This window comes from Streptomyces sp. NPDC002776 (assembly GCF_053592195.1).
Genome location: NZ_JBSFVG010000002.1, coordinates 211,922 through 237,623, shown reverse-complemented (window position 1 = coordinate 237,623; position 25,702 = coordinate 211,922). Strand labels below are relative to the sequence as shown.

The window sequence follows — 25,702 nt, the reverse complement described above, 5'->3', positions numbered from 1 at the left end:
CCGCCCGGGAGGGAGGCCGAGATGCGCCGCAAGGCCAGTCTGCTGCTGCTCGCCTTCGCCGTGTTCTTCACCGCGCTGTCCCCGATGCTGCGCTGGTACGCCTTCCCGCGCCTGGCCAAGGTCCCCCCGAACCAGTACCAGGACATGGTCCTGGAGGCGAAGGACGCCACCCTCCTCGACTACGGGACCCTGAAGGCGCGGAAGGTCTCCAAGGTCACCATCGTGCAGACCCTCAAGGGCAACGTGGAAGCCGCCGAGCGGATCGAGCGGACGGCGGGCCGGGACGTGGTCGTCTGGGACGGCCTCTCCTACGTCCAGGGCCCCGACGGCGAGATGGTCTCCCGGATCCCCGAGCGCTACATCTTCGACGCCCACACCCAGGAACCCGTCCACGCCCCCGGCGAGATGGTCGACGGCGACCCCGTGCGCCGCGAGGGCATCGAGTTCAAGTGGCCCTTCCTCACGGAGAAGCGGTCCTACGAGTACTTCGACGCCCAGACCCGCACCTCCGCGCCCATCCACTACCGGGGCACCGAGGACTTCCGTGGCGTCGAGGTCTACTACTTCGAGCAGACCGTCCCGTGGACGGAGGTGCCGTACCCCAAGAAGATGCCCGTGGACGGCATCACCCCCGAGACCCTCGCCGGCACCGGCACCACCCGCTGGTACACCACCGTCCGCAAGTTCTGGGTCGAACCTCTCACCGGCGCCCCCGTCTACGGCGAGGAGATCCACAAGGAGGAGCTGCGCGGCGGCACCCTGCTCGGCGACCGCGACAAGGTCACGGCGTTCGCCGGCCATGTGAAGATGCGCGAGGACTACATCGACCACACCGTCGACCTGGTGAAGTCGAACCGCACCCTGATCCTGCTGCTCACCTCCTACCTCCCGTGGGGCTTCCTGGCCTTCGGCGTCCTCCTGCTCTCCCTCGCCCTCTACCTGGAGGTCCGAGGCCGCCGCCCCGGGGACCCGGCCCCCACCGGCGCCTCCCAGCTCGCCCTTCAGCTCCCGCCCGCCTGACGCCGGGCCCGGGCCGCCGTGTGCCGGGTCGGCTCGGCGGTCGCGGGATCCTCCGGCCACGGATGCTTCGGGTACCGCCCCCGCAGCTCCGCCCGCACTCCCTTGTATCCGTCCTTCCAGAAGGACGCGAGATCGGCCGTTACCGCCGCGGGGCGCCCCGCAGGGGACAGCAGGTGCACCAGCACCGGCACCCCCGCCACCGACGGCGACGCGTGCAGGCCGAACATCTCCTGGAGCTTCACGGCGAGAACGGGCTGTTCGGGGTTGGTGTAGTCGATCCGGATCCTGGACCCGCTCGGCACGGTGAGACGCTCGGGCGCCAGCTCCTCCAGGCGCGCCGCCGCACCCGAGGCCCACGGCAGCAGCCGGTTCAGACCCTCCCCGGCACTGATCCGTCCGAGATCGCTCCGCCGCCTCGCACGGCTCAGCTCCGGCTCCAGCCACTCCGCCACACGCGCGTGGAGAGCGTCGTCGGAGACATCGGGCCACGGGTCACCCACGTGCGTCCGCAGGAACGCCAGCCGCTGCCGCAGGACGACCGCCTCCGCCGACCACCGCAACAGGCCCAGCCCCTCCTGCCGCAGCCCCTCCAGCAGGGCATCGCGTACGAGGGCGGCGTCGGCGTTCCTGAGCGGGCGCACCGTCAGCTCGATCGCGCCCAGCCGCTCCACCCGGCGCGCCACGACGTCCCCGTCCGCCCAGCGGACCTCCTCGCCCTCCGCGTACAGGGGAGCGGCCGCCTGCCGGGCCGTCTCCTCGTCCACCACGGCGGCCAGCTGCACACGCGCGTGCCCCTTGCCCACCGGACGGTCCGCCACGGCGACCGCGAGCCAGGGTGCCCCACGCAGCGGCGAGCCCTCCCGCAGCTCCGCCCGGGTCCCGGAGGCCATGAGGACCGAACCACCCTCGACCCTGCCCACCCGCTCGGGAAACGCCAGCGCGGCCACCGCTCCGGCCAGCGCGTCGTCGCCTTCCCCGGCGACCGCCGCCCCGCCGGCGCTCCGCAGCCGCCGTACCTCCGCCCGCCACCGCCCGGCGTAGGCGTCACCGCCGCGCCGAGCGGCACGCAGAGCCGCCGCCAGGTCGTCGCCGTACTCCCGCGGCGGCTCCTCGGACAGCAGCGCCACCACCTCGGCCCCGGCGCCGGAGGTGTCCAGCAGCGCCCGCCCCAGCCGAGGGTGCAGGCCCAACCCCGCCAGCCGGGCTCCGCGTTCCGTGGCCCGCCCGTCGGCGTCCACCGCCCCGATCGCCGACAGCACCGAGCGCGCCGCCGCCATGGCCCCCGCCGGGGGCGGGTCCAGCAGGGCGAGGCCGGCCGCCGACGGATCTCCCCAGCACGCCGCCTGGAGCGCGAACGCCGTCAGGTCCGCCACCTTGATCCCGGGGGAGGGGAAGCGCGGCAGCCGCGTGTCCTCCGCCTCCGTCCAGCAGCGGTACACCGCCCCCGGCGCCTCCCGCCCGGCCCGGCCCGCCCGCTGCCGTCCCGCCGCCTGCGAGGCCCGTACCGTCGTCAGCGCGCTCAGCCCGCGCGCGTGGTCGACGCGCGGCTCCCGCGCGAGACCGGAGTCCACCACCACCCGGACTCCCGGAACCGTCAGCGAGGACTCGGCGACGGAGGTCGCCAGCACCACCCGGCGCCGGTCGCCGTCCGACAGCGCCGCGTCCTGCACCGCCGCCGGTGCGCGGCCGTGCACCTGGAGCACCTCCACCCCGCCCAGGTCGCCCAGCTGCCCGGCCACCCGCGCGATCTCGCCGACGCCGGGCAGGAAGCAGAGCACGTCCCCCTCCCGCTCGGCCAGCGCCCGCCGCACCACCGCCGCCACATGCGTCAGCAGCGCCGGGTCGACGCGCATGCCGTGCGGCGGCCGTACGGGACGCGCCGGCGGTGCCCACACCACCTCCACCGGGTACGAGACGCCCTCGGCCTCGATCACCGGGGCGCCGCCCAGCAGCCGGGCCCAGCCCTCCGCGTCCGTCGTCGCCGACGCGGCCACCAGCCGCAGCTCCGGCCGCAGCGCCTGCCGTACGTCCCACAGGAAGGCGGCCGTCGTGTCCGCGTCCAGATGCCGCTCGTGGCACTCGTCCAGGACCACGACGTCCACGCCCGCGAGCTCCGGGTCGCGCTGGACGCGCTGCAGCAGCACCCCCGTCGTGACGACCTCCACGCGTGCGTGCCGTCCGACGACGCGCTCCCCGCGCACGGTGTACCCGACGCTCTCGCCGGTCTTCTCGCCCAGCAGCCACGCCATCCGCCGGGCGGCGGCGCGGGCGGCGATCCGGCGCGGCTCCGCGACCACGACCCGGCGCGCCGGGCCCTCGCCGAGCAGCCCGGCCAGCGCCAGCGGGACCAGGGTCGTCTTGCCGGTACCGGGCGGGGCCACCAGCACCGCGGTGCCGTGCGCCTCCAGGGCGCCGGTCAGACCGGGCAGGGCACTGCGGACGGGAAGGGCGTCCAGGGCGTCGTAACGGATCACACGCTCAGTCTCTCCCCCAGCCTCCGGCCGGGGGCGCCCCCATCTCGCTTCGCTCGCAGACGAAGATCGCCGTCCCCGGGATCAGGTTGCCGCGCAGCGGGGACCAGCCGCCCCACTCCGCGGTGTTCCAGGCCGGCCACTCCGGCTCGACGAGGTCCACCAGGCGGAGGTCCGCGGCGACCACGTCGCGCACCCGGTCGCCGATCGTCCGGTGGTGCTCCACGTACACCGCCCGGCCGTCGTCGTCCTGCTCGACGTAGGGCGTGCGGTCGAAGTAGGAGGCGGCGACCGACAGGCCCTCCGGGCCCGGCTCGTCCGGGAACGCCCAGCGGAAGGGATGGGTGACCGAGAAGACGAACCGGCCGCCCGGCCGCAGCACCCGGCGCACCTCCCGCAGCACCAGCACCGGGTCGGCGACGAAGGGCAGCGCCCCGTACGCCGAGCACGCCAGGTCGAAGGTGCCGTCGGCGAAGGGGAGCGCGCCCGCGTCGGCGCAGACCAGGGGGAAGGAGCCGCCGATCCGCAGCGCGTGCTGGAGCTGGCGGTGGGAGAGGTCCAGGGCGACCGGGCGGGCGCCCTGCGCGGCCAGCCAGCGCGAGCACTGGGCGGCGCCGGCGCCGATCTCCAGGACGTCCTTGCCCTTCAGCTCCTCCGGCGGGCCGAGCAGCTCGGCCTCCACCTCGTCCAGGCCCTCCGGCCCCCAGACGAAGCGGTCGTCGCCGAGGAAGGTGCCGTGCTCGGTCTGGTACTCGTCGGCGTTGCGGTCCCACCAGCCCCGGTTGGCCCGGGAGCTCTCCGTGACCCCGGCGGCACGCCGGGTGGCCTCCGGCTCGGCTTCGGATCCGGGCGCGGCCTCGTTCGATACGGGCTCTTGGATGATCGGCTCCCTCGTCGTACTCTTCCGTCCAGCCCGTCGCGGAGGCCGTCACGAATGGGGCGCCATCCGGCGCGCGTGGCCTCCTGAGACAGGTTTTGTGCCGGGTATGCGGCGATCCGCCCCGGGTGTGCGCCTTCGCGCATTGACCCTGCCCGGCTGCCCCCGTATGCTACAAGTTGCGCTGCGGGCCTGCGCTCCTCAGACGTAGCAGGCTGCGCTCGCATCTGTTGTATGTCCCCTCGGTTGTCGAGGCGCCATCACCAGTTGGTTGGTGAGGCGCTTCCTTGGCTGTCCGGCTTCTTCAGAGCGAAACGGGCTCCCGGCGTAAGCAGTACCTACGACTCACCGTCCGTACCGGAGCCCTTTCCCACATGACGAGCAGCACCGAGACCACCTCTACCACTCCGCAGGTAGCGGTCAACGACATCGGTAACGAGGAAGCCTTCCTCGCCGCGATCGACGAGACGATCAAGTACTTCAACGACGGCGACATCGTCGACGGCGTCATCGTGAAGGTCGACCGGGACGAGGTCCTGCTCGACATCGGTTACAAGACCGAAGGTGTCATCCCGAGCCGCGAGCTCTCGATCAAGCACGACGTCGACCCCAATGAGGTCGTCGCCGTCGGTGACGAGATCGAAGCCCTTGTTCTCCAGAAGGAGGACAAGGAAGGCCGCCTGATCCTCTCGAAGAAGCGCGCCCAGTACGAGCGCGCCTGGGGCACCATCGAGAAGATCAAGGAAGAGGACGGCATCGTCACCGGCACCGTCATCGAGGTCGTCAAGGGTGGTCTCATCCTTGACATCGGCCTCCGTGGCTTCCTGCCGGCTTCCCTCGTCGAGATGCGCCGTGTCCGCGACCTCCAGCCCTACGTGGGCAAGGAGCTCGAGGCCAAGATCATCGAGCTGGACAAGAACCGCAACAACGTGGTCCTGTCCCGCCGCGCCTGGCTGGAGCAGACCCAGTCCGAGGTCCGTCAGACGTTCCTCACGACCCTGCAGAAGGGTCAGGTCCGTTCCGGCGTCGTCTCCTCGATCGTCAACTTCGGTGCCTTCGTGGACCTGGGTGGCGTCGACGGCCTGGTGCACGTCTCGGAGCTCTCCTGGAAGCACATCGACCACCCCTCCGAGGTTGTCGAGGTCGGCCAGGAAGTCACCGTCGAGGTCCTCGACGTGGACATGGACCGCGAGCGTGTCTCCCTGTCGCTGAAGGCGACCCAGGAAGACCCGTGGCAGCAGTTCGCCCGCACCCACCAGATCGGCCAGGTCGTGCCCGGCAAGGTCACGAAGCTGGTTCCGTTCGGTGCGTTCGTCCGCGTGGACGAGGGCATCGAGGGTCTGGTCCACATCTCCGAGCTGGCCGAGCGCCACGTGGAGATCCCGGAGCAGGTCGTCCAGGTCAACGACGAGATCTTCGTCAAGGTCATCGACATCGACCTCGAGCGTCGCCGCATCAGCCTCTCGCTGAAGCAGGCCAACGAGGCCTTCGGTGCCGACCCGGCCTCGGTCGAGTTCGACCCGACGCTGTACGGCATGGCCGCGTCGTACGACGACCAGGGCAACTACATCTACCCCGAGGGCTTCGACCCCGAGACCAACGACTGGCTCGAGGGCTACGAGACCCAGCGCGAGGCCTGGGAGCACCAGTACGCCGAGGCGCAGACCCGCTTCGAGCAGCACCAGCAGCAGGTCATCAAGTCCCGCGAGGCCGACGCCGCTGCCGCGGCCGAGGGCGGCGACACGGCGGGTGCGGCTCCGGCCGCGTCCGGCGGTGGCGGTGGCTCGTACTCCTCCGAGGGCCCGGACAACTCCGGTGCGCTGGCCTCGGACGAGGCGTTGGCCGCGCTTCGCGAGAAGCTCGCCGGTGGCCAGAGCTGAGCTGACGCTCACTGAGCAATAGCTCCTGGCTGAGGGACCGTACCTTTCGGGGTGCGGTCCCTCAGTGTTTTTGTCTGCCGTGTTGTGTCTGCGGTGTCGTATCTGCGGTGTTGTGTCTGCGGGCCGGTGGGGGGCTTGTCCTCATGATCGGGGGAATGCCGCCGCCGCCCTCCGCGTTGTTCCGTGTGAACACGAGGAGGAGCGGTCACTGTGCTTGATCCGCAGGGTTTGTACGCATGGGAGCCGAAGGGCCTGGCCGTCGTCGACATGGCGCTGGCGCAGGAGTCGGCGGGCCTTGTCATGCTCTACCACTTCGACGGATACATCGACGCGGGCGAGACCGGCGACCAGATCGTCGACCGGCTGCTCGACTCGCTGCCCCACCAACTCGTGGCCCGGTTCGACCACGACCGGCTCGTGGACTACCGCGCCCGCCGCCCGCTGCTGACGTTCAAGCGCGACCGCTGGAGCGACTACGAAGTGCCGGCCATCGAGGTACGGCTCGTCCAGGACGCCACCGGAGCGCCCTTCCTGCTGCTGTCGGGCCCCGAGCCGGACGTGGAGTGGGAGCGCTTCGCCGCCGCCGTCCAGCAGGTCGTGGAGCGGCTCGGTGTCCGGCTGTCCGTCAACTTCCACGGCATCCCCATGGGCGTCCCGCACACCCGCCCGGTCGGCCTCACCCCGCACGGCAACCGCACCGACCTCGTCCCGGGCCACCGCAGCCCCTTCGACGAGGCGCAGGTGCCGGGCAGCGCCGAGTCGCTGCTGGAGTACCGCCTGATGGAGGCGGGCCACGAGGTCCTCGGCGTCGCCGCGCACGTCCCGCACTACATCGCGCGCTCCCCGTACCCGGACGCGGCCCTGACCGTCCTGGAGTCCATCACGGCCGCGACCGGCCTGGTCCTCCCGGGCATCGCGCACGCCCTGCGCACCGAGGCCCACCGCACCCAGACCGAGATCGACCGCCAGATCCAGGAGGGCGACGAGGAACTGGTGGCCCTCGTCCAGGGCCTCGAGCACCAGTACGACGCGGCGGCGGGCGCCGAGACGCGGGGCAACATGCTCGCCGAGCCCGTGGACATCCCCTCGGCGGACGAGATCGGCCTGGAGTTCGAACGCTTCCTGGCGGAGCGCGAAGGCGACGGCTGACTCCTGCGCCTCAAGGCCCTTGGGCCCCAGGGCCTAAGCTCTGGGCATGTTGAAAGTTGGCCTGACCGGCGGCATCGGTGCCGGCAAGAGCGAGGTGTCACGGCTGCTCGTCGCGTGCGGCGCCGTACTGATCGACGCGGACCGCATCGCCCGGGAGGTCGTGGCGCCGGGCACGCCCGGGCTGGCCGCGGTCGTGGCCGCCTTCGGCGAGGAGGTGCTGGCCGAGGACAGCAGCCTGGACCGCCCCAAGCTGGGCTCCATCGTCTTCGCCGACCCCGACCGGCTCGCCGTACTGAACTCGATCGTGCACCCCCTGGTCGGCGCCCGCTCCCGCGAGCTGGAGCAGGCCGCCGCCGAGGACGCGGTCGTCGTCCATGACGTCCCGCTGCTGACGGAGAACGGCCTCGCGCCGCTGTACGACCTCGTGGTCGTCGTCGACGCCGCCCCCGAGACCCAGCTCGACCGGCTCGTCCGGCTGCGCGGGATGACGGAGGAGGACGCCCGTGCCCGGATGGCCGCCCAGGCGACGCGGGAGAAGCGCCGCGAGATCGCGGACATCGTCATCGACAACGACGTACCGCTCGAGGAGCTGCGGCAGCGGGTGCGGGAGGTCTGGGCCGAGCTGGAGCGCCGGGCGCACGCGTCCCGGGGGGCTCAGGAATAGCGGCCTGGCTCCGGGGCGTTGAAGCCCTTGAGTGAGGGAAGGACTCTGCCGTGCCCGAGACCAGCGGTTCGACCGGACGTACTCCGGAGACGCATGTCATCGACTTCCGCGCCGCCGAGCATCTGCTCGCCGCGCGGGACCCGCGGGGCGCGGTGAAGCTGCTCGACGGTGTCATCGCCGCGCACCCCGAGAACACCGCCGCCCGCCTGCTGCGCGCGCGGGCCTTCTTCGCCGCCGCGCAACTTCGGCCCGCCGAGCTGGAGTTCACCATCGTCCTGGAGCGCGAGCCGGACAACGCGTTCGCGCACTTCGCGCTCGCCCGCACCTATGAGCGGCAGGCCCGGCACGATCAGGCCAAGCGCCACTTCCGCCTGGCGGCCGCGCTGGACCCCAACCCGCAGTACCTCCGGGCGGCGCGGTTCGAGTCCTGAGCGTCAGCGGCCGGGCGGGTGGTACGGCGGCACGTCGGGGCCCGGCTGGTAGTGCGGGCCCTGGCGGATGTGCCGGACGACGAGGAACAGGTCCACGGCGACGACCAGGGCCAGGACCCCGCAGGCCACGGCCCAGCCGGTGCGGCCCGCCAGCGCGAAGGCGGCCGTACCGAACACCGCCCAGACCAGCCCCCACACACTCAGCCAGAACCGCGTGCGCAGCGCACTGCGCGCGGTCGTGGGTTCACTGCCCGTACGCATCGGGATCACCACTCCCTCCTTCGGAACGTACTCTTCGAAACGCCGATCACCAAGAGGGGGCCCTGCCATGCTGCCTGATGCCGACGATCTGCCCGAGATCCTGATCGACCTCGCCGTACCCCACGAGGACATCGGGGTCCTCGTCCGCATGCGCCGCAGAGTCACCGACGATCCCGAACTCAGACGGTTCCTGGAGGCGTCGGTCGAGGAGCTGGTCCGGGACCTGGGGACGATCGGGGCCAGGGTCGAGCTGCCCGAGCTGGACTGGCCCGCCGGCCCCCTGCAGCGCTGCTTCCCCGTGTACGTCTTCGTCGCGGCGCTGCCCCACACGCGCGCCTACCACCGCGAACGCGGTGTCCCCGCCGAGGTGACCCGGCGCACCCTCGCCGACCTCGGCCGGAACATGGCCGTGCACCGCCGGCGGTACGGCCGGGCGGGCCTCCAGGCGCCGAGGTGGCTCATCCACCACTTCCGCGGCGAGCTGTACCAGCTCGGGCGGCTGCAGTTCGAGCGGTCGCGCACCGGGCGGGCGCTCGCCGGGGCGGGGCCGGATCCGGACGCCCTGTGTCTCAACCTCCACATCCCCGACTTCCACGGCCCGCTGACCCCGGTGGCCTGCGACCGCTCGCTCGCGCTGGCCCGGGAGTTCTTCGCCCGGCACTTTCCCGAGGAGCGGTACCCGGCCGCGCAGTGCCACTCCTGGCTGCTGGATCGGCAGCTCAAGCGGTATCTGCCGGCCGACTCCAACATCGTGCGCTTCCAGGAGCGGTTCCGGATCGTCCGCGACGACCGGGAGGAGGCTGACACCGAGCCGGTGGGGTTCGTGTTCGGGGACCCGGATCTGCCCGTCGAGGGGCTGCCGCGGCGGACGGCGGTCGAGCGGGCGGTGGGGGACCATCTGCGGGCGGGCGGCCACTGGTACATCGGGCACGGCTGGTTCCCGCTGGAGGCGGCGACGTCCGCCGGACAGCGATGACTTTCGCGGCACACCGCGGTCTGTCCCTGTGACAGCGACAACGACGCCGTACACAGGAGAGCTTGATGTCCGAGACCGCCGCCACCGCCACCGCTCCCGTCATCGCCGAGTCCGCGACCGCCCGTGGCCGCCGGGCCCGGATCGCCCTGCGCGGGCTGCAGATCCTGCTCGCGCTGTTCTTCGCCGGCGCGAGCGCCCTGCCGAAGCTGATCGCGCACTCCACGGCGGTGGAGGCCTTCGCCGAGCTGGGCTGGGGCAACGCGGGCATGTACACCATCGGCGCGCTCGAACTCGCCGGAGCGGTCGCCCTGTTGGTCCCGGTGCTCCAGTCGGTGGCGGGGATCGCGCTGAGCGGGCTGATGGCCGGCGCGTTCGTGGTCCAGATGTCAGCCTTCGAGGGGGAGAACGCCGCCACGCCGCTCATCCTGATCATCCCGCTCGCCCTGATCGCCTGGGCGCGGCGCGGCCACAACGCGGAGCTGCTGCGGCTGGTGCGGCGGGCGTGATGCACGGCGTACGTGCGGCCGTGTTCGTCAGCGGGGGCCGGGGCGGCTGCTGCCCTTCTCCAGGGCGCGCAGCCGTTCCAGCTCGCGGCGGTCCCGCTTGGTGGGGCGGCCGGCGCCGCGGTCGCGGATCCCGGCCGGGGCGACGGCCTCGCGGGGCGGGGGCGGCGGGGACTTGTCGACGTAGCACTGGACCGCGACCGGGGCGCCGACCCGCTTGCGGATCAGGCGCTTGACGACGACGATCCGCTCCCGGCCCTCGTGCCGCAGCCGCACCTCGTCACCGACGCGCACCGCGTGCGCGGGCTTGACCCGGTCGCCGTTCACCCGCACATGGCCGCCCTTGCAGGCGGTGGCGCCCGCCGAACGCGTCTTGATCAGCCGTACCGCCCAGATCCAGCTGTCGATCCGCACGCTCTCGCCGGTCTGCGGTCCGGCCGCCTCGGCAGCCGCCACGGCGGCGGTCGTCGCATCCGCAGCCGGGGAGGTCGCGGCGTCCTTGTCCTCGTCACCCTCGGAAGCCATGGCACCGACCTTAGCCGCTGACCGGCAGGGCCGACCTGGCCTTTTCGGCGGGCTTACGGTGGAGCCATGGACGCCCTCGTGGAACTGGACCGGCGGGTCGCGGGCTGTCGGGCCTGTCCCCGGCTGGTCGCCTGGCGGGAGGAGGTGGCCCGGACCAAGCGGGCGGCCTTCGCCGACCAGACGTACTGGGGCCGCCCGGTGCCCGGATTCGGCCCGCCGGACGCCCGGCTGCTGATCGTCGGCCTCGCCCCCGCCGCGCACGGCGGGAACCGCACCGGCCGCATGTTCACCGGCGACCGCTCCGGGGACGTGCTCTATCAGGCGCTGTACGACGTGGGCCTCGCCTCGCAGCCCACCGCGGTCGCCGCCGACGACGGACTGGAGCTGTACGGCGCCCGGGTCACCTCGCCCGTGCACTGCGCCCCGCCCGCCAACAAGCCCACGCCCGGCGAGCGCGACGCCTGCCGGCCCTGGCTGGTGCGGGAGCTGGGGCTGCTGCGGCCGACGCTGCGGTCGGTGGTGGTGCTCGGCGCGTTCGGCTGGCAGGCGGCGCTGCCCGCGCTGGCGGCGGCGGGCTGGGCGATCCCGAGGCCCCGGCCCGCTTTCGGGCACGGGATGCGGGTGCCGCTCGACGGTCTCACCCTCTTCGGCTGCTTCCATGTCAGCCAGCGCAACACCTTCACCGGCCGGCTCACCCCGGAGATGCTGCGCCAGGTGCTGCGGAGCGCGGCTCAGGAGGCGGGGCTGTGAGCGCCGGAAGCCTGGCCCGGGGCTTCCAGACGTACCGTACGTCCGGCTCGTGTTCCTCGTTGTCGTGGCCGTCGGTGTGCTCGGTGGCGACGAAGCCGTGGCGTTCGTAGAAGCGGTGGGCGGGCTTGTTGATCTGGAAGGTCCAGAGGTTCAGACCGTGCGGGCTCCGCTCCTTGGCGAGCCGGACGAACCGGTCGCCGAGGCCGCGGCCGCGCCAGTCGGGGGCGAGGTAGAGCTGGGAGAGGAGCTCGCCGTGCAGGACCATGATCCCGACGATCGCGCTCCCGGCCTCGGCGACCCACGTCTCCTGCCGCGGGACGACGAACTCCCGGATCCAGTCGCGCACTTCGTCGTCCGAATGCGGCCGCACGACGGTCGGCAGCGCGGCGTCGAAGGAGCGCAGCCAGACGTCGGCCACGGCGCAGGCGTCGGCGGCGGTGGCCCTGCGCAGGGTGATCACCGGGCTTCCTCCGGTACGACGGCGGTGGCCGTGATCTCCACCAACTGCCCGGTGTAGCCGAGGCAGGCGACCCCGATGAGGGTGGACGAGTGCGGTCCGGCGCTGAGCCCCGACGCCTCGACGACCTCCCACACGGAGGAGAGCACGGAGGTCTCACTGCTGACGACGTACACGTCGGTCGACAGCACGTGCGTCAAGTCGCTTCCGACGGCCGCCAGTTGAGCCTCCAGGTTGTCGATCACCTGCTGGGCCTGCCGGACCGGGTCCCCCTCACCGACGATCTTCCCCTCGGCATCCAGCGGCACGGACCCGGCGAGGAAGGCGAGCCTGGTACCGGCCTCGACGACAGAGGCGTGGGAGTAGGTGGGGGGTGGGAAGAGGGCGGGGTTGGTGACGCGCTGGATCATGGCGGCTCCCGGGTGGTGCGGTGCGGAGTCTGGCGTGCGGCATGCGGACAACCCACCGATCCTCGGGCGCGGGGCCCGGCACCGCATCCGATTTTCCGGCGCTCCAGCGCCCCCACGCTCCGACGGATAACCATTCGACACCGGCGCCCGCCCCCGCGACCCTGTAGCCCAGCCATGTCACGCACCGTCCACCACGTCCCGGGCCGCCACCGCACCGGCCCGCCCTACTGGCCCCAGGGCATCGCGGGCCCGTGCACCCATCACTCGCTCGCCGAACTCCGTTACACGCGGCAGGAGTTGGCGAAGGCCGCGCGCGAGGGCCGCCGTGCCAGGCCGAGGCCGCTGCTGCGGAGCTTCGCCGCCTACCGGTACCCGCGGAGCTTGGGCGAGCGAGGAGTGAGCCCGTACGAGTCGCGGGCGCGGGCGGGGCTCAGGTCGTTCCGTGTCACGGCGGTCAAGCAGGTGCGAGCGGCGTCTGCCGGAACCCTCGAAAGGGTGGCCGAGACCCTGGACCACCCGCCCACACGGCACCGCCACCGTGACCTCTGGGAGGCTTGAGCGACCATGCCCGACTTCCTCGAAGCGACGGCGGACCGCCTGGCCGCCCTCCCCGCCGTGCGGGCGGTGGCCCTGGGCGGTTCCCGGGCCCAGCGCACCCACCGCCCCGACAGCGACTGGGACTTGGCGATCTACTACCGGGGTCCCTTCGACCCGGCCGATCTGCGCGCGGTGGGCTGGGAGGGCGAGGTGTCGGAGATCGGCGACTGGGGCGGCGGTGTCTTCAACGGCGGCGCCTGGCTGACGATCGACGACCACCGCGTGGACGTGCACTACCGGGACCTGGACGTCGTGGAACACGAACTCGCGGAAGCGGAACAGGGGCGCTTCCGGGTGGAACCACTGCTGTTCCATCTCGCAGGAATCCCCAGCTACTTGGTGGTGGCGGAGCTGGCGATCAACCGGGTGCTGCGCGGTGAACTGCCGCGCCCGGCGGGCTATCCGGAGAAGCTACGGCGCACGGCGAGCGCGCGCTGGCACGGCACGGCCCGCGCGACCCTGGCCTACGCCGAGGCGAACCACGCGCCGGCGGGCCGCCTCACCGAGGTGGCCGGCGTCCTCGCCACCGCCGCCGTCCAGACGGGACACGGGGTGCTGGCGGCGCGGGGGGAGTGGGTGACCAACGAGAAGCGGCTGCTGGAGCGGGCGGGACTGCGCGCCATGGACGACGTCCTCGCGTCGCTCCCTGCCGCACCGCATCCGGAGGCCCTGATCCAGGCGATCCACCGGGCCCGGGCGCTGTGCGAAGAGGCGAGCCGGGAACGATAGCGTTCACAAAGAACATGGCGTTACCAAGCATGGTCACGCGGAGGTAATACGCCCGTTTCTCAACCTCCGGTTTTCCGGTCTACCGTCGGGGCACACCAGAAAACCCGGCCACCGTCGCCCGAAGGCACACCGCGCCCTCGTCCGGACAGGAGCCCTGTGTCCCGCCCCGTGTTTGCCCTGCCGCCCTGGCTTGCTCATGCTCTTCGTGCTCAGCGGGGGCCCGTGCCCTGGAGTGCCGTGGGGCGGGGAGGGCTGGCGGCCGGGCCGTTGCTGTGCGGGGCCGTTCTCGCCGGTCAGGCGTCCGTCGGGGTGGTGGCCGCGATCGCCGCCATGCTCGCCGGGATCAACGACCGGCCCGGGAGCCGGCGGGCGGCCGTCAGGCGGATGGGGGTGCCCGCGGTCGCGGGGGCCGTCGGGCTGCTGGTCGGCACGTACGGCGGGGAGCGCCTGGGGGCCGTCGGGCTCGCGCTGCTGCTCACCTTCGTCGGGCTGTTCGCCGGCGCCGTCAGTGCCGTCGGGCCGGTGGCCTCCGGTGCAGGGACCCAGTTGCTCGTCGCTTCCGCGATCGGCGCCGGGATGCCGTTGCCGGAGCCGGGATGGCAGCGGGCGCTCGCCTTTCTGTGCGGGGCCGGATGGCTGCTGGTGCTGCGGCTCGTGCTGCCCGGTCCCGGGTCCTTCGTCGGTGACTTCCGGTTCGACGGGGAGCGGGCCGCCGTCGCGTCCGTCTACGACGCCATCGCCGATCTCCTCGACGGCGCCGGTACCGACCGGGCCAACGCTCGGCGTGTCTCGCTCACCGCGGCGCTCGATCACGCGCAGGACGCCCTCGCCGGACCCCGGCTGCGGCGGTACGCCTCCTCCTCCGCCGAGCGACGCCTCCGTGCGCAGTACGCCGCCGCCCTTCCGCTCGCCGAGGCCGCCACGGCGCTCGCCTGGGTCGCGGAGGCGGTACCGGCGCGGGCCGCGGTGGGACCCCGGCGCCTCGCCTCCGCCGTACGCGCCAACACGGCCACCGGGCCACTGCCCGCGCCGTCCCGGAACGCGCCCGCTCTGCGCGCCCTCGACGACGCCCTGCTCCATGCCGCCGTGACCTTCGACCGGGGCGAAGGCGGCGCGGATCTGCACACCCGGCGGCGGTCCCTGTCCTCCCTGATCCGCAGTGTCCTCGGCGCCGGTGGGCGGGAGTACGGCCTTCGGGTCGCCCTCTGCTTCGGGGCCGGCGTCGCCGCCGCGCAGGGCCTGCACCACTCCCACTGGTACGGGCCGCACACGCACTGGTACTGGCTGCCCGCCACCGCCGTCTTCCTGGTCAAGCCCGATCTCGGGCCGCTGGTGTCCCGGGTGCTGTGCCGGGCGGCCGGGACCGTGCTGGGGGCCCTGCTCTTCGCCGGGTTCGCCGCCGTGCTGCCCCGGCCGGAAGGGCTCGTCGCGCTGGTCGCGGTGTGCGGTGCGCTCATTCCCGTCGCCACCCGGCACTTCGCCGCCCAGACCGCCGTCGTCACGCTGCTCGTCCTCGCCCTGGTGATGGTCGGGGGCGAACCGCAGGCCTCCGCCGGCCGCATCGGGGAGACCCTGCTGGCCTGCGCGATCGTGCTGGTCGTAGGACATCTGCCGATGCCCGGGCAGCGGGACGGGGGAGTACGGGCGCGACTCGGGGCGGCGGAGAACGCGGCGCGGGCGTATCTCGCGCATGTGCTGCGGGAGGCGGAGGGCAAGGCCGGTGGGATGGACGGTGAGGTCGGTGGAGCGGGCGGCGGGGTCGGTCGGGGGTGTGGCGGGGCTGGTGGGGCGGATGGCGGGGCCGGTCGGGGGTGTGGCGGGGCTGGTGGGGCGGATGGCGGGGCCGGTGGAGTGGGTGGCGGGGACCGTCGGCAGGGGCGTGGCATGGGCGGCGCGGCCGTCGGCGGCAGCCGGGTCGGTGGCGATCCCCGGGGCACCCGTTGGACCCTCCGCCGCGAGGCCTACCGCACGCTCGCCGAGGCCCGGGCCGCCATCTCCCTCGCCGCCGCCGAGCTTCCGCCGCTCGCCCGGCACGCGGAGGGGACCGAGGAGGTGGCCGGTGCTCTGGAGCGGCTCGTGGACACCACCACCGCCTGCGCGGTCCACCTCGACGACTCCGGCCGCCTCACCTCCCGGTACGAGCGGCAGCTCACCGGAGCGGTGGACGAATTGGCCGTACTCCGCCGCGCCGGCTGAACCGCGTACGAAGGCCGAACCCCGACCGCCGCCCTAGCCGAACCGCGCCCACACCGGCGCATGGTCCGAGCCGGGCTTTCCCCGGCGGTCCGTCGGGTCCGGGCCGATCGACGGCAGGTGCGGGGCGTTCGCGCCGGGGAGGCCCGTGCCGGACTCCGTCACGCGGTGGACCAGGCGGTGGCTCAGCAGGACGTGGTCGATCAGCTCGCGGCGGCCGGAATTGACGCGGGAGAAGCGCTGGGCGGCGGGGATCAGGGGCGCGGTGTTCCACAGCCGTACCGCGTCGCCCCGGTCCGGGGTGTCGAAGCCCGCCGTGCCGATCTCCGAGCCGGACGGGCCCAGCAGGATCTGGGTCGTGGCCGCCTGGACCTCGTCGTTCAGGTCGCCGACGACCGCCACGTCCCGCTCCTGGCCCGCGCCCGCCAGCAACTCGTCCGCCAGCGCCCGCACCGCCGCCGCCTCAGCCGCCCGTCGGTAGAGCGCGTAAGCTCCAAAACGCGCCCGCTCGCCCTCGTCCCGCGGCTGGAAACGGTCCCCGGGATAGCTCAGCAGCTTCGACTTCAGGTGGCAGACGGCGGCGCGCAACGGCCCCGCCTCCACCGCGAGGAAGCCCCGCCCCGCCACCGCGGTCTCCCCGCCCGTGTCGTCCACCTGCACGGGCCGCAGCTTCCGCGGGAACGCGCTCGTGTCGGCCAGCACCCGCAGCGGCACCCTGCTGAGGAAGCCGACCCGGATCCCCCGCCCGTCGGGATGCTCCGAGAGCGCGGTGTGCCAGTCGCCGCCCACCCTGTCGGCCAGGTCGCCGAGCGCCGCCGGATCGCCGACCTCCTGCACGCCGAGCAGCGTCGGGTCGAGTTCCGTGATCACGGCGGCCAGGGCGGCCAGTTTCGCCTCGTAGGCGGCCTTGTCCTTCGGGCCGGACGGGCCGCCGGGCAGGAAGAGGTTCTCCAGGTTCCAGGTGCCGAGGAGCATGCCGGGGCCCTTTCCGTAAGCCGTTGCGGCGGGCGGTGATGAGGCCAGGGTGCTCGCCCGGTGGGGTTCGCGACAGAGCTGCGGCGACATGCGCGGTCCGGGTCACACCGGGCGGGTACGCCGTCGTACGTTGGCGGCATGACGTCGACCGTCGCCGAGCTCATCATCACCGGATGCACCGTCCTGCTGCACGACGATCAAGAGCGGATCCGCTTCGAGGAGGACGCCGCGATCGTCGTACGGGACGGGGTGATCGAGGCCGTCACGGGTGCCGCGGAGGTGGGGGACCGGCCTGCCGTGGAGCGGCTCGACGGCCGTGGTCAGGTCGCCCTGCCGGGGCTCGTCAACTGCCACACCCACGCCCCGATGGTCGCGCTGCGCGGGGTCGCCGAGGATCTGCCCACCGAGCAGTGGTTCAACGACGTCGTCTGGCCCGTCGAGTCCAACCTCACCGGACGGGATGTGGAGTTGGGGGCGCGGCTCGCCTGCGCCGAGATGATCCGCGCGGGGGTGACCTGCTTCGCCGACCACTACTTCGCCATGGACGCCGTCGCCCGGGTCGTCGACGAGTGCGGCCTGCGGGCCCATCTCGGCGAGGCCTTCTTCTCCTCCCAGGGCCCGCAGGGCCGGGAGCGCTCACTGGAGTTCGCCCTCCGGCACCGGGGCGGCCGTATCACCACCGCCCTCGCTCCGCACGCCCCCTACACCGTCACCGGCGCCGATCTCGCCGCCACCGCCGCACTCGCCCGCGAGCACCACCTCCCCGTCCATCTGCACGCCTCCGAGAACCGCGACCAGACCGAGGCGAGCCTGGCCCGGCACGGAGTCACACCCATCGAGGTCCTCCGGCGCACCGGGATCCTCGACACCGACGTCCTGATCGCCCACGGCACCGGCATCCTCGACGCCGACCTGCCCCTTCTCGCGGAAGCCGGTGGCCAGGTGGCCGTCGCCACCGCTCCCCGTGGCTACCTCAAGTTCGGCTGGCCCACCACCACCCCGGTGCGCGCCCTGCGCGAGATCGGCGTTCCCGTGGGACTCGCCACGGACGGCGCCGCCTCCAACAACTCCCTCGACGTCTGGGAGTCGATGGCGCTCACCGCGCTCATCCAGAAGTCGACGACCGGTGACCCCCGCTGGCTGACGTCCCGTCAAGCCCTGCACCACGCGACCCTGCAGAGCGCGCGGGCCGTCGGACTCGGCGACCGGATCGGCAGCCTCGCCCCCGGCCGCCGGGCGGACATCGTCCTGGTCGACCTGACCGGCCCGCACACCCAGCCCGTCCACGACCTCGCCGCGACCCTGGTGCACAGCGCCCGCTCCTCCGACGTACGCACCACGATCGTCGACGGCCGTGTCCTGATGCGCGACCGCGAGCTGCTGACCCTCGATGTCGGCGCGGTGGTCGGGGAGTTGACGGAACGCCTGCCGGGGCTGCTCGACCGGGGCCACGGCAGGCGGATCCAGGAGTACGAAACGTAGCCGCGGGGCCCTCGGAAAGGTCGCACCAAAAAATCTTGGGCACGAGCGATGAGTTCCGCTCCTCCCCCCGGTCACCCCTCGGAACGGACCGTTCGCACAGGAGGGGCCCATGTCGCTTCCGGAGATCGTCTCGCGCGCTCAGTGGCGCGCGGCACGCGAGGAGTTACTGCTCAGGGAGAAGGCGGCCACGCGCGCGCGTGACGCGCTCAACGCCGAGCGGCGTCGGCTGCCCATGGTCGAGATCGACACGGAGTACGTCTTCGAGGGCGGCGACGGCAAGGCCACCCTCCTCGACCTCTTCGAGGGGCGGCACCAACTCGTCGTCCACCACTTCATGTTCGCGCCCGAGTGGGAGGCCGGCTGCCGCAGCTGCTCGGCGTTCCTGGACCAGGTCGGCCATCTCGCCCATCTGCGGGCCCGCGGCACCTCGTTCGTGGTGGTCTCCAGAGCGCCGTACACCAGGATCCTGCCGTTCAAGGCACGGATGGGGTGGACGCTGCCGTGGTTCTCGTCCCACGGCAACGACTTCAACCGCGACTTCGAGGTGACCCTGGAGGATGACGGGGAACCCGTAGAGCGTCCCGGCGTGAGCTGCTTCCTCAGAGTCCGCGACCGGGTGTTCCACACCTACTCGACGTTCGAGCGCGGGCTGGACGGTCTTGGCTCGACCACCAGCTTCCTGGACCTGACCGCGCTGGGCCGGCAGGAGGAGTGGGAGGAACCCGAGGGGCGTGCGTCGTCCCTGGGGACGCCCGCGGGCAGTGAGCGCGTGCGCTATCACGATGAGTACGAGGACTGAGGCGGAAAGTAACCGAAAACTACATAAAGCTGGGGCCCCGTTCACCCTCCGTGGTGAATGAGTGTCAACAATGTCTCAGTCCCGTCACTTCGCGAAGCGTTCACCCCGCTGTTGGCGTTTAACTCTTCGAGTACAGCGCTAGATGGAGGTGCAGGGTGAACAGGCGAACGGTGCTTGAGCGCTTTCCCGCCGGCGGTCCGCGAGGCTCCTGGCCGGCGGAGGAGTTCGCGCAGGCGCGGCGTCGGGAAGGCCTGGACGCCGAGGTCGTGATGGACCTGGCGACGGACACCTTCCTGGTGATCGTGCGCAGCGAGATGACCGTCGACGCGGCCGCCTGAGGGCGCCCCGAAGGGGCGCGGGGGACCGCGCGACCAGCCACGGCGTAGCGGCGGACGAAAGCCTGCCTCCCCGCGGGGCGCTACGCGCTGACCTGCCGGGCCCAGGGCGGATTGGTCCCCGTCAGCCGGCACAGCGCCAGGTACAGCGGGATCGGCGGCGTGTAGGGCACCGCCCCCTCCGGCCGGTGGATCAGCCGGACCTCGTCCGGAACCACCGCGCCCGTCGCGTACCGGCAGGGCTCCGGCCACTCCAGCGCGTAGTCGGAGTCGGACGGGACGATCCACCACCAGTACGCGTCATCGGCGTAGACACACCCCACCTGAGGCAGCCGGGGCAGGATGAGCGGCCCGAGGCGAGCGGGTACGGCCACCGCGTCGAAACCCAGCGGCGTGGTCATGCCTTCCGGCACCGCCAGCCTCGACGGCTCCAGCCGCGAAGCGAGCCCGCGGCGAAGCCGGACCAGTGTGTCCAGGTTCAGTACCTGACCGCCGCCGGACGTCACGCTCACGCAGGCCCCCCGTCCTCGTCTTCGCCGTCGGATCCCCCGGCGGGGCCGCCCGGCTTGGGCCGGGCTCCCCAGCCCAGGTCGTTGCGCGGCCCGGTGTCCTCGCGAGGCTCCTCCGCCTTGCGCGGCAGTTCCGCCCAGACCAGCAGGCCGGGCCCGTGCTCATGGGCGCCCCAGGAGTGACAGAGGGCGTCGACGAGGAGCAATCCCCTCCCGTGCTCCTCGTCGCCGCGCTGCGCCGCCGGGTGGGGCTCACCCGGTGCGCACCCCTGGTCGCGCACGGCTATTCGCACCAGGTCGTCGCCGTCGTGCAGCTCGCAGACGATGTGCCTGCTCGCCGTGTGCACGATGGCGTTGGTGACGAGTTCGGAGACCACCAGGGCCGCCGTGTCGCAGGTGTCCTCGCAGACCGACCAGCCGGTCAGCCGGGCCCTCGTCAGGCGTCTGGCCTGCGCGGGGGAGCCCGGATGTGCGGCCAGCTCGAAACGGAACCGGCGCTCGGCGGGGCCCCGCTGAGGGCCTACCGCCGTGGCGGCACCGAGGCCGAGCAGGCCTGCGGCGGCGTCTGTTCCTAAGGGCGCGGACGGAATCACGCTTGCCACTATCGCCCCGCCGTGAACACTTGGCAAGTGTCACTCTGAAAAATGCAGAGTGCTGTGTGACGCGGTGGATGGCCGTGGCACACTGCTCGCAACAGCTTGTCGAGCGGCGCCAATTGGGATCGCCGGAGGTCTGTCCAGATCTTCGAATAGGTCTTCGAATGGCGCCGCAGGGCTGTCAGGATTCATTGGTGGAGGTGGGAGCGTGAGCGAGCCGCGGTCCGCGCCGACGGTCGGCCAGGTCGTCCTCGGCCGGCGCCTGCTGGACCTGCGGGAACGCGCCGGGCTCAAGCGTGAGGAGGCCGCCCGCGTCCTGCGTGTCGCCCCCGCCACCGTCCGCCGGATGGAGATGGCCGAGGTCGCCTTCAAGATCCCGTACCTCCAGCTGCTGCTGAAGGCCTACGGGGTCGGTGACGAGGAGGCCGCGGCCTTCGTGCAGCTCGCCGAGGACGCCAACAAACCCGGCTGGTGGCAGCGGTTCCACGACATCCTGCCGGGCTGGTTCTCGATGTACGTCAGCCTGGAGGGGGCCGCGAGCCTCATCCGGTCGTACGAGCCGCACTTCGTGCCCGGCCTGATGCAGACCGAGGACTACGCGCGCGGGGTGCTGCGCTCGGGCGCCATCGGCCAGACCAAGCCCGACGACATCGAACGCCATGTGGCGCTGCGCATGCAACGCCAGGATCTGCTCACCCGGCCCGACGCCCCCCGCATGTGGGCCGTCATGGACGAGACCGTGCTGCGCCGCCAGGTCGGCGGCCCGGAGGTGATGCGTGCCCAGATCGACCGGCTGCTCGAGATGACGAAGCTGCCCAACGTGACGCTGCAGGTCGCCCCGTTCGAGAGCGGGCCGCACCCGGGCACGTACGGGCCGTTCGTGCTGTTCCGATTTGCCATGTCAGAACTGCCGGACATGGTCTACAGCGAGTACCTGACCGGCGCCGTCTACCTGGACGCGCGCCCCGAGGTGGCGACCCACCTGGAGGTCATGGACCGCATGGCGGCGCAGGCCGCTACGGCGCATCGCACGAAGGAGATTCTCCGGGATCTCCGCAAGGAGCTGTGAATGGATCGCATCAAGCCGCGGATACCCGTCTACAACGGCATGCCCGCGCGGGAGTTGGGCAGCGAGGGCTGGCACAAGCCGTGGAGCGGCGGCAACGGCGGCAACTGCCTGGAGGCGATGAAGCTTGCCGACGGACGGATCGCCGTCCGTCAGTCGACCGACCCGGACGGGCCGGCGCTGATCTACACCACCGACGAGATGACGGCATTCATCGAAGGCGCCAAGGCGGGTGCGGCGGACTTCCTGATCTCCTGAGGCAGTTCCCTCATCGGGTGTGCCGGTTGCTTTTCTAAGACACTGAGTTGCTGTGCTGCATTGCTGACTGACGGAAAGAACAGCCTTTTCGGACATACGGGAGGAGATTCACGGATCCGGAAACGCCGCGCAGAGGGCGTCCAGAGCCGCCGGGTAGGCGTGCTCGGAGGGCGTGGCGTAGCCGACGACCAGCCCGTCATGGGCCGGTACGGCGGCCTCCGACGCTCCCGGATGCCGGAACGCGGCGAGCCCGTCGAGGGCCACGCCGAGCCGCCCGGCCCGCTCGACGGTGGCCGCCTCGGACCCCGGCGGCAGTCGCAGTACGGCGTGCAGTCCGGCCGCCACCCCGGTGACCTCGATGTGCGGCGCCCGAGCGGCGAGCGCCGCGACGAGCCGGTCCCGGCGGCTCCGGTACCGCTGCCGCATGCGCCGCACATGACGGTCGTAGGACCCCCGGGTGAGGAAGTCGGCGAGGCAGAGCTGGTCGAGCACGCTCGCCCAGGCCTCCCGCTCGCCCTTGGCCGCGAGCACGCCCTCGACGTACTCCCCGGGCAGCACCATCCAGCCCAGGCGGACCGCCGGGGACAGGCTCTTGCTGACCGACCCGATGAAGATCACCCGTTCCGGGTCGAGCCCCTGCACGGCGCCGACGGGCTTGCGGTCGTAGCGGAACTCCCCGTCGTAGTCGTCCTCCACGATCACCGCGCCACGCGGGCGTGCCCAGTCGATCACCGCGGCGCGGCGGTCGGCGTGCAGCGGCCCGCCGGTCGGGAACTGGTGCGCGGGCGTGAGCAGGACCCCGCGCTCGCGGGTGAGCCGATCGACCCGGGCGCCGTCCTCGTCGAGAGGCAGCGGCACGGTCCGCACCCCGGCACCGGTCAGCAGTTCCCGGTGGAAGGGCAGCCCGTACGCCTCCACGGCCAGCGGAGCCCGCAGCACGCGCCCTTCGACGAGGAGCCGCAGCGCGTGGGCGAAGCCGGAGCAGATCACGATCCGGTCCGGATCGCAGCGGACGCCACGCGCGCGTGCGAGGTACTCCGCCAGCGCTTCCCGCAGCTCGACCCGGCCGGCGGGATCGCCGGGCCCGAATACCTCGTTGGGCGCCTGCTGCACGGCCCGCCGGTAGGAGGCGAGCCAGTCCGCGCGCGGGAAGCCCGAAGCGTCCGGGGTGCCCTGGCGCAGGTCGTGGCGCGGGCCACGCGCGCGTAGAGGGGTCCTCGGCGGGGTTTTCACGGCATGTCGCGGCGGTTCGGCCCGTTCGGCGACCCGTGTGCCCGAGCCCTGACGGGCGGTGAGCCAGCCCTCGGCGACGAGCTCGGCGTACGCGTCGGCCACGGTGTTCCGGGCGACACCCAGGTCGGCGGCGAGCGAGCGGTACGGCGGGAGCCGGGTGCCGGGGGCGAGCCGGCCACCGCGTACGGCGTCGCGCAGGGCACGGGTGAGGGCGGCCCGTCTGCCGCCGGGGCCGGACAGCTCCAGATGCAGGTCGGCGCCGATCCGCTCGGCGGAATTGACCCATGATTCGGACACAAGAATGCACCCTACCGGGGGTCTTTCCAGGCCGTAGGTTGAAGGCATGACGACGAACACGCCGGTCAGCACCGAGACGCCCCGCATCAACTTCGCCCGGACCGCCCCGAAGGCCTTCCGCGCCCTCGTCGGGTTCGACGCCGCCGCTCGTGAGGGCCTGGACCCGACGCTCGTCGAGCTGGTCCAGATCCGTGCCTCGCTGCTCAACAACTGCGCGTACTGCCTGCACATGCACACCAACGACGCCCGCAAGGCCGGCGAGAGCGAGGACCGGCTGCACATGGTGGCGGTCTGGCGGGAGGCCCGGCACTTCTTCTCCGAGCGCGAGCAGGCGGCGCTGGCCCTGACGGAGGCGGTGACGCTGGTCGCCGAGGGCGGTGTCCCGGACGCCGTCTACGCCGAGGCCGCGGCCCACTTCGACGAGGAGGAGCTGGCCCGGGTGCTGGCCCTCATCTTCACGATCAACACCTGGAACCGCGTGGCGCTGGCCACGGCAAAGGTGGCGGGGACGGACGAGCGGTAGGCGCCTGCTCCCGATGCGGGGCCTGCGCGGCCTGGGGGCGGTCGTGCGGCGTCCGATGTGGGGCCTGTGCGGTCATCGGGCGGTTGTACGACGTCCGATGTGGGGCCTGTGCGGCCATTGAGCGGTCGTACGGGGCCGGATGGGGTCTACACGGCCATCGGGCGGTCGTACGGGGAGATCGGCGCCGGCAGCCGCGAACTCCCGGTCAGATACCGGTCCACCGCCGCGGCCACCGCCCGCCCCTCCGCGATCGCCCACACGATCAGCGACTGGCCCCGGGCGGCGTCCCCGGCGGCGAACACCCCGGGGACGGCGGTGGCGAAGCCGACGTCCCGCGCGATCGTGCCGCGGGGCTCCAGCTCAAGACCCAGCTGCCCGATCAGCCCGTCCTCCCGGTCGGGCCCCGAGAAGCCGAGCGCGAGCAGGACCAGATCGGCCGGAATGGCCCGCCCGGTGCCCGGCACCGGCCGACGTCCCGAGTCGACCTCGACCAGGTGCAGGGACCGTACCCGCCCCTCCCCGTCCCCCGTGAAGCGGAGCGTTGACGCCGCGAACAGTCGCGCGTCCGCGTCCGCCGCCGGGGCGGTCCGCAGCTCCCCGGCCTCCTCGTGGGCCGCCGAGAGCCGGTAGATCCTCGGATACGTCGGCCAGGGCTCGGTGTCGTCGTCGCGCTCGGCGCCGGGCTGGGCGTAGATGTCGAGCTGGGTCACCGAGGCGGCGCCCTCCCGCACCGCCGTGCCCAGACAGTCGGCGCCGGTGTCCCCGCCGCCGACGATGACGACGTGCTTCCCGGCGGCGGACATCGGCGATGCCGGAAGGTCGCCCTCGCACACCCGGTTGGCCAGCGGCAGATACTCCATGGCCTGCTGGATCCCGGCCAACTCCCGTCCAGGCACGTCCAGTTCACGCCACGCGGTCGCACCGGTGGCGATCACCACGGCGTCGTGGCGGGTGCGCACTTCGTCCGCCCCGATGTCCCGCCCGACCGCCGTGCAGGTACGGAACCTGGTCCCCTCGGCGCGCATCTGGTCGATACGGCGCTCCAGCCGGGCCTTCTCCATCTTGAACTCGGGGATGCCGTACCGCATCAGCCCGCCGATGCGGTCGTCCTTCTCGTACACGACGACCGTGTGCCCGGCCCGGGTCAGCTGCTGCGCCGCCGCGAGCCCTGTGGGCCCCGACCCGATCACCGCGACCGTCCGTCCCGACAGCCGGTCCGGCGGCCGGGGCGGGGCGAACCCCAGCTCCCAGGCGCGGTCGGCGATCGCGCACTCGACGTTCTTGATGGTGACCGCGGGCTGGTTGATGGCGAGTACGCACCCCGCCTCGCAGGGCGCCGGGCACAACCGGCCGGTGAACTCGGGGAAGTTGTTGGTGGCGTGCAGCCGGTCGGCGGCCGACCGCCAGTCCTCCCTCGACACCAGGTCGTTCCACTCCGGGATCAGATTGCCGAGCGGACAGGCGTCGTGGCAGAACGGGATCCCACAGTCCATGCACCGGTCGGCCTGCTTGCTGACGATGGGCAGCAGCGCGCCGGGGACGTACACCTCGTCCCAGTCCCGGACCCGCTCCTCGACCGGCCGGCGGGGCCAGTCCTGGCGGGGTGTGGTCATGAATCCCTTGGGATCGGCCATGGCCGTCTCCCTCGCGTGCGGAGCGGGGCCGTACGTCATCGGTCGGCACTCTTCCGGCCACGATACGTCTCGTCAGCCTCTTGCGCTTTCGCTGGCCCGTGG

At 72.6% G+C, this 25,702-nt stretch carries 28 protein-coding genes; 17 read left to right on the top strand and 11 right to left on the bottom strand.

Translation table 11 applies throughout. The features are described from left to right. Positions 1 to 21: 21 nt before the first annotated feature. Positions 22 to 1,020 (top strand): DUF3068 domain-containing protein, encoded by a 999-nt coding sequence (locus tag ACWD11_RS05240; RefSeq protein WP_451281379.1) that lies wholly within the window; start codon positions 22 to 24, stop codon positions 1,018 to 1,020. Here the strand turns inward: ACWD11_RS05240 and hrpB are convergent. Further along, positions 1,002 to 3,494 carry an ATP-dependent helicase HrpB gene (gene hrpB, locus ACWD11_RS05235; protein ID WP_451281377.1) on the bottom strand — a complete coding sequence of 831 codons (2,493 nt, stop codon included), beginning with the start codon at positions 3,492 to 3,494 and terminating at the stop codon, positions 1,002 to 1,004. The genes ACWD11_RS05240 and hrpB overlap by 19 nt on opposite strands. 4 nt (positions 3,495 to 3,498) lie before the next feature. Beyond that, a complete protein-coding gene (locus ACWD11_RS05230) occupies positions 3,499 to 4,374 on the bottom strand; it encodes a class I SAM-dependent methyltransferase (protein ID WP_451281863.1) in 876 nt (291 codons plus the stop codon). Positions 4,375 to 4,742: 368 nt separating this feature from the next. On the opposite strand from ACWD11_RS05230, the gene rpsA reads away from it, so the two are divergent. The 4 genes from rpsA to ACWD11_RS05210 all read left to right on the top strand — a co-directional run bounded on the left by rpsA (position 4,743) and on the right by ACWD11_RS05210 (position 8,492). After that, on the top strand, positions 4,743 to 6,248 hold the full coding sequence (gene rpsA, locus ACWD11_RS05225) for a 30S ribosomal protein S1 (RefSeq protein ID WP_250070474.1): 1,506 nt from the start codon (positions 4,743 to 4,745) through the stop codon (positions 6,246 to 6,248). Between the two features lie 210 nt (positions 6,249 to 6,458). Beyond that, positions 6,459 to 7,397 (top strand): PAC2 family protein, encoded by a 939-nt coding sequence (locus ACWD11_RS05220; protein ID WP_389418652.1) that lies wholly within the window; start codon positions 6,459 to 6,461, stop codon positions 7,395 to 7,397. A 46-nt stretch (positions 7,398 to 7,443) separates the two neighbouring features. Further along, positions 7,444 to 8,061 carry a dephospho-CoA kinase gene (gene coaE / locus ACWD11_RS05215; protein WP_389418653.1) on the top strand — a complete coding sequence of 206 codons (618 nt, stop codon included), beginning with the start codon at positions 7,444 to 7,446 and terminating at the stop codon, positions 8,059 to 8,061. Positions 8,062 to 8,111: 50 nt separating this feature from the next. Further along, the gene (locus ACWD11_RS05210) at positions 8,112 to 8,492 is read left to right on the top strand and encodes a tetratricopeptide repeat protein (RefSeq protein ID WP_389418654.1); all 381 of its coding nucleotides are present in this window, start codon (positions 8,112 to 8,114) and stop codon (positions 8,490 to 8,492) included. A gap of 3 nt (positions 8,493 to 8,495) precedes the next feature. Here ACWD11_RS05210 and ACWD11_RS05205 read toward each other — a convergent pair whose 3' ends face one another. Next, positions 8,496 to 8,753 (bottom strand): DUF6343 family protein, encoded by a 258-nt coding sequence (locus ACWD11_RS05205; protein WP_389418655.1) that lies wholly within the window; start codon positions 8,751 to 8,753, stop codon positions 8,496 to 8,498. A gap of 67 nt (positions 8,754 to 8,820) precedes the next feature. Between ACWD11_RS05205 and ACWD11_RS05200 the strand changes: the two genes are divergently transcribed. Together ACWD11_RS05200 and ACWD11_RS05195 are read left to right on the top strand one after the other, a co-directional pair. Further along, positions 8,821 to 9,729 carry an acyltransferase domain-containing protein gene (locus ACWD11_RS05200; protein ID WP_451281374.1) on the top strand — a complete coding sequence of 303 codons (909 nt, stop codon included), beginning with the start codon at positions 8,821 to 8,823 and terminating at the stop codon, positions 9,727 to 9,729. Positions 9,730 to 9,794: 65 nt separating this feature from the next. Further along, the gene (locus ACWD11_RS05195; protein ID WP_389418657.1) at positions 9,795 to 10,235 is read left to right on the top strand and encodes a DoxX family protein; all 441 of its coding nucleotides are present in this window, start codon (positions 9,795 to 9,797) and stop codon (positions 10,233 to 10,235) included. Positions 10,236 to 10,262: 27 nt separating this feature from the next. On the opposite strand, the gene ACWD11_RS05190 is transcribed toward ACWD11_RS05195, so the two are convergent. Beyond that, a complete protein-coding gene (locus tag ACWD11_RS05190; RefSeq protein WP_389418658.1) occupies positions 10,263 to 10,757 on the bottom strand; it encodes an RNA-binding S4 domain-containing protein in 495 nt (164 codons plus the stop codon). A 66-nt stretch (positions 10,758 to 10,823) separates the two neighbouring features. Between ACWD11_RS05190 and ACWD11_RS05185 the strand changes: the two genes are divergently transcribed. Beyond that, positions 10,824 to 11,507, top strand: a complete 684-nt coding sequence (locus ACWD11_RS05185) for a uracil-DNA glycosylase (protein WP_389418659.1) — start codon at positions 10,824 to 10,826, stop codon at positions 11,505 to 11,507. On the opposite strand, the gene ACWD11_RS05180 is transcribed toward ACWD11_RS05185, so the two are convergent. Both ACWD11_RS05180 and ACWD11_RS05175 read right to left on the bottom strand, forming a co-directional pair. Beyond that, positions 11,449 to 11,967: a GNAT family N-acetyltransferase gene (locus tag ACWD11_RS05180; protein WP_389418660.1), complete on the bottom strand. Its 519-nt coding sequence runs from the start codon at positions 11,965 to 11,967 to the stop codon at positions 11,449 to 11,451. The two genes, ACWD11_RS05185 and ACWD11_RS05180, sit on opposite strands and share 59 nt — an antisense overlap. Next, positions 11,964 to 12,374 (bottom strand): RidA family protein, encoded by a 411-nt coding sequence (locus tag ACWD11_RS05175; protein ID WP_389418661.1) that lies wholly within the window; start codon positions 12,372 to 12,374, stop codon positions 11,964 to 11,966. The genes ACWD11_RS05180 and ACWD11_RS05175 overlap by 4 nt, the downstream gene beginning before the upstream one ends. A gap of 174 nt (positions 12,375 to 12,548) precedes the next feature. On the opposite strand from ACWD11_RS05175, the gene ACWD11_RS05170 reads away from it, so the two are divergent. From ACWD11_RS05170 to ACWD11_RS05160, 3 genes are all read left to right on the top strand, one after another. Beyond that, positions 12,549 to 12,932 (top strand): hypothetical protein, encoded by a 384-nt coding sequence (locus ACWD11_RS05170; protein ID WP_389418662.1) that lies wholly within the window; start codon positions 12,549 to 12,551, stop codon positions 12,930 to 12,932. A 6-nt stretch (positions 12,933 to 12,938) separates the two neighbouring features. Beyond that, positions 12,939 to 13,700 carry a nucleotidyltransferase domain-containing protein gene (locus ACWD11_RS05165; protein WP_389418663.1) on the top strand — a complete coding sequence of 254 codons (762 nt, stop codon included), beginning with the start codon at positions 12,939 to 12,941 and terminating at the stop codon, positions 13,698 to 13,700. A gap of 156 nt (positions 13,701 to 13,856) precedes the next feature. Beyond that, positions 13,857 to 15,896, top strand: a complete 2,040-nt coding sequence (locus ACWD11_RS05160) for an FUSC family protein (RefSeq protein WP_451281372.1) — start codon at positions 13,857 to 13,859, stop codon at positions 15,894 to 15,896. Positions 15,897 to 15,929: 33 nt separating this feature from the next. Here ACWD11_RS05160 and ACWD11_RS05155 read toward each other — a convergent pair whose 3' ends face one another. Then, entirely contained in the window at positions 15,930 to 16,868 is a 939-nt protein-coding gene (locus tag ACWD11_RS05155; RefSeq protein ID WP_451281370.1) for an endonuclease/exonuclease/phosphatase family protein, read from the bottom strand. A gap of 138 nt (positions 16,869 to 17,006) precedes the next feature. Here ACWD11_RS05155 and ACWD11_RS05150 point away from each other — a divergent pair, with 138 nt between their 5' ends. The 3 genes from ACWD11_RS05150 (at position 17,007) to ACWD11_RS05140 (ending at position 19,487) form a co-directional block, all read left to right on the top strand. After that, positions 17,007 to 18,350, top strand: a complete 1,344-nt coding sequence (locus tag ACWD11_RS05150) for an amidohydrolase (protein ID WP_451281368.1) — start codon at positions 17,007 to 17,009, stop codon at positions 18,348 to 18,350. 109 nt (positions 18,351 to 18,459) lie between these two features. After that, positions 18,460 to 19,149, top strand: a complete 690-nt coding sequence (locus ACWD11_RS05145) for a DUF899 domain-containing protein (RefSeq protein WP_389418667.1) — start codon at positions 18,460 to 18,462, stop codon at positions 19,147 to 19,149. A gap of 155 nt (positions 19,150 to 19,304) precedes the next feature. Next, on the top strand, positions 19,305 to 19,487 hold the full coding sequence (locus ACWD11_RS05140; RefSeq protein ID WP_250070490.1) for a hypothetical protein: 183 nt from the start codon (positions 19,305 to 19,307) through the stop codon (positions 19,485 to 19,487). 80 nt (positions 19,488 to 19,567) lie between these two features. Here the strand turns inward: ACWD11_RS05140 and ACWD11_RS05135 are convergent, their stop codons facing one another. Beyond that, positions 19,568 to 19,996: a hypothetical protein gene (locus ACWD11_RS05135; protein WP_389418668.1), complete on the bottom strand. Its 429-nt coding sequence runs from the start codon at positions 19,994 to 19,996 to the stop codon at positions 19,568 to 19,570. Beyond that, entirely contained in the window at positions 19,993 to 20,595 is a 603-nt protein-coding gene (locus ACWD11_RS05130) for an ATP-binding protein (protein WP_389418669.1), read from the bottom strand. Before ACWD11_RS05130 ends, ACWD11_RS05135 begins: the two co-directional genes overlap by 4 nt. 202 nt (positions 20,596 to 20,797) lie before the next feature. Between ACWD11_RS05130 and ACWD11_RS05125 the strand changes: the two genes are divergently transcribed. Together ACWD11_RS05125 and ACWD11_RS05120 are read left to right on the top strand one after the other, a co-directional pair. Then, the gene (locus tag ACWD11_RS05125; protein ID WP_389418670.1) at positions 20,798 to 21,658 is read left to right on the top strand and encodes a helix-turn-helix domain-containing protein; all 861 of its coding nucleotides are present in this window, start codon (positions 20,798 to 20,800) and stop codon (positions 21,656 to 21,658) included. Beyond that, positions 21,659 to 21,913 carry a DUF397 domain-containing protein gene (locus ACWD11_RS05120; RefSeq protein ID WP_389418671.1) on the top strand — a complete coding sequence of 85 codons (255 nt, stop codon included), beginning with the start codon at positions 21,659 to 21,661 and terminating at the stop codon, positions 21,911 to 21,913. 108 nt (positions 21,914 to 22,021) lie between these two features. On the opposite strand, the gene pdxR is transcribed toward ACWD11_RS05120, so the two are convergent. Beyond that, complete coding sequence (gene pdxR, locus ACWD11_RS05115; RefSeq protein WP_451281364.1) at positions 22,022 to 23,443, bottom strand: MocR-like pyridoxine biosynthesis transcription factor PdxR; 1,422 nt, start codon at positions 23,441 to 23,443, stop codon at positions 22,022 to 22,024. 46 nt (positions 23,444 to 23,489) lie between these two features. Between pdxR and ACWD11_RS05110 the strand changes: the two genes are divergently transcribed. Beyond that, entirely contained in the window at positions 23,490 to 23,966 is a 477-nt protein-coding gene (locus tag ACWD11_RS05110; protein ID WP_389418673.1) for a carboxymuconolactone decarboxylase family protein, read from the top strand. Between the two features lie 146 nt (positions 23,967 to 24,112). On the opposite strand, the gene ACWD11_RS05105 is transcribed toward ACWD11_RS05110, so the two are convergent. After that, positions 24,113 to 25,600: a glutamate synthase subunit beta gene (locus tag ACWD11_RS05105; RefSeq protein ID WP_451281361.1), complete on the bottom strand. Its 1,488-nt coding sequence runs from the start codon at positions 25,598 to 25,600 to the stop codon at positions 24,113 to 24,115. Between the last annotated feature and the right edge of the window lie 102 nt (positions 25,601 to 25,702).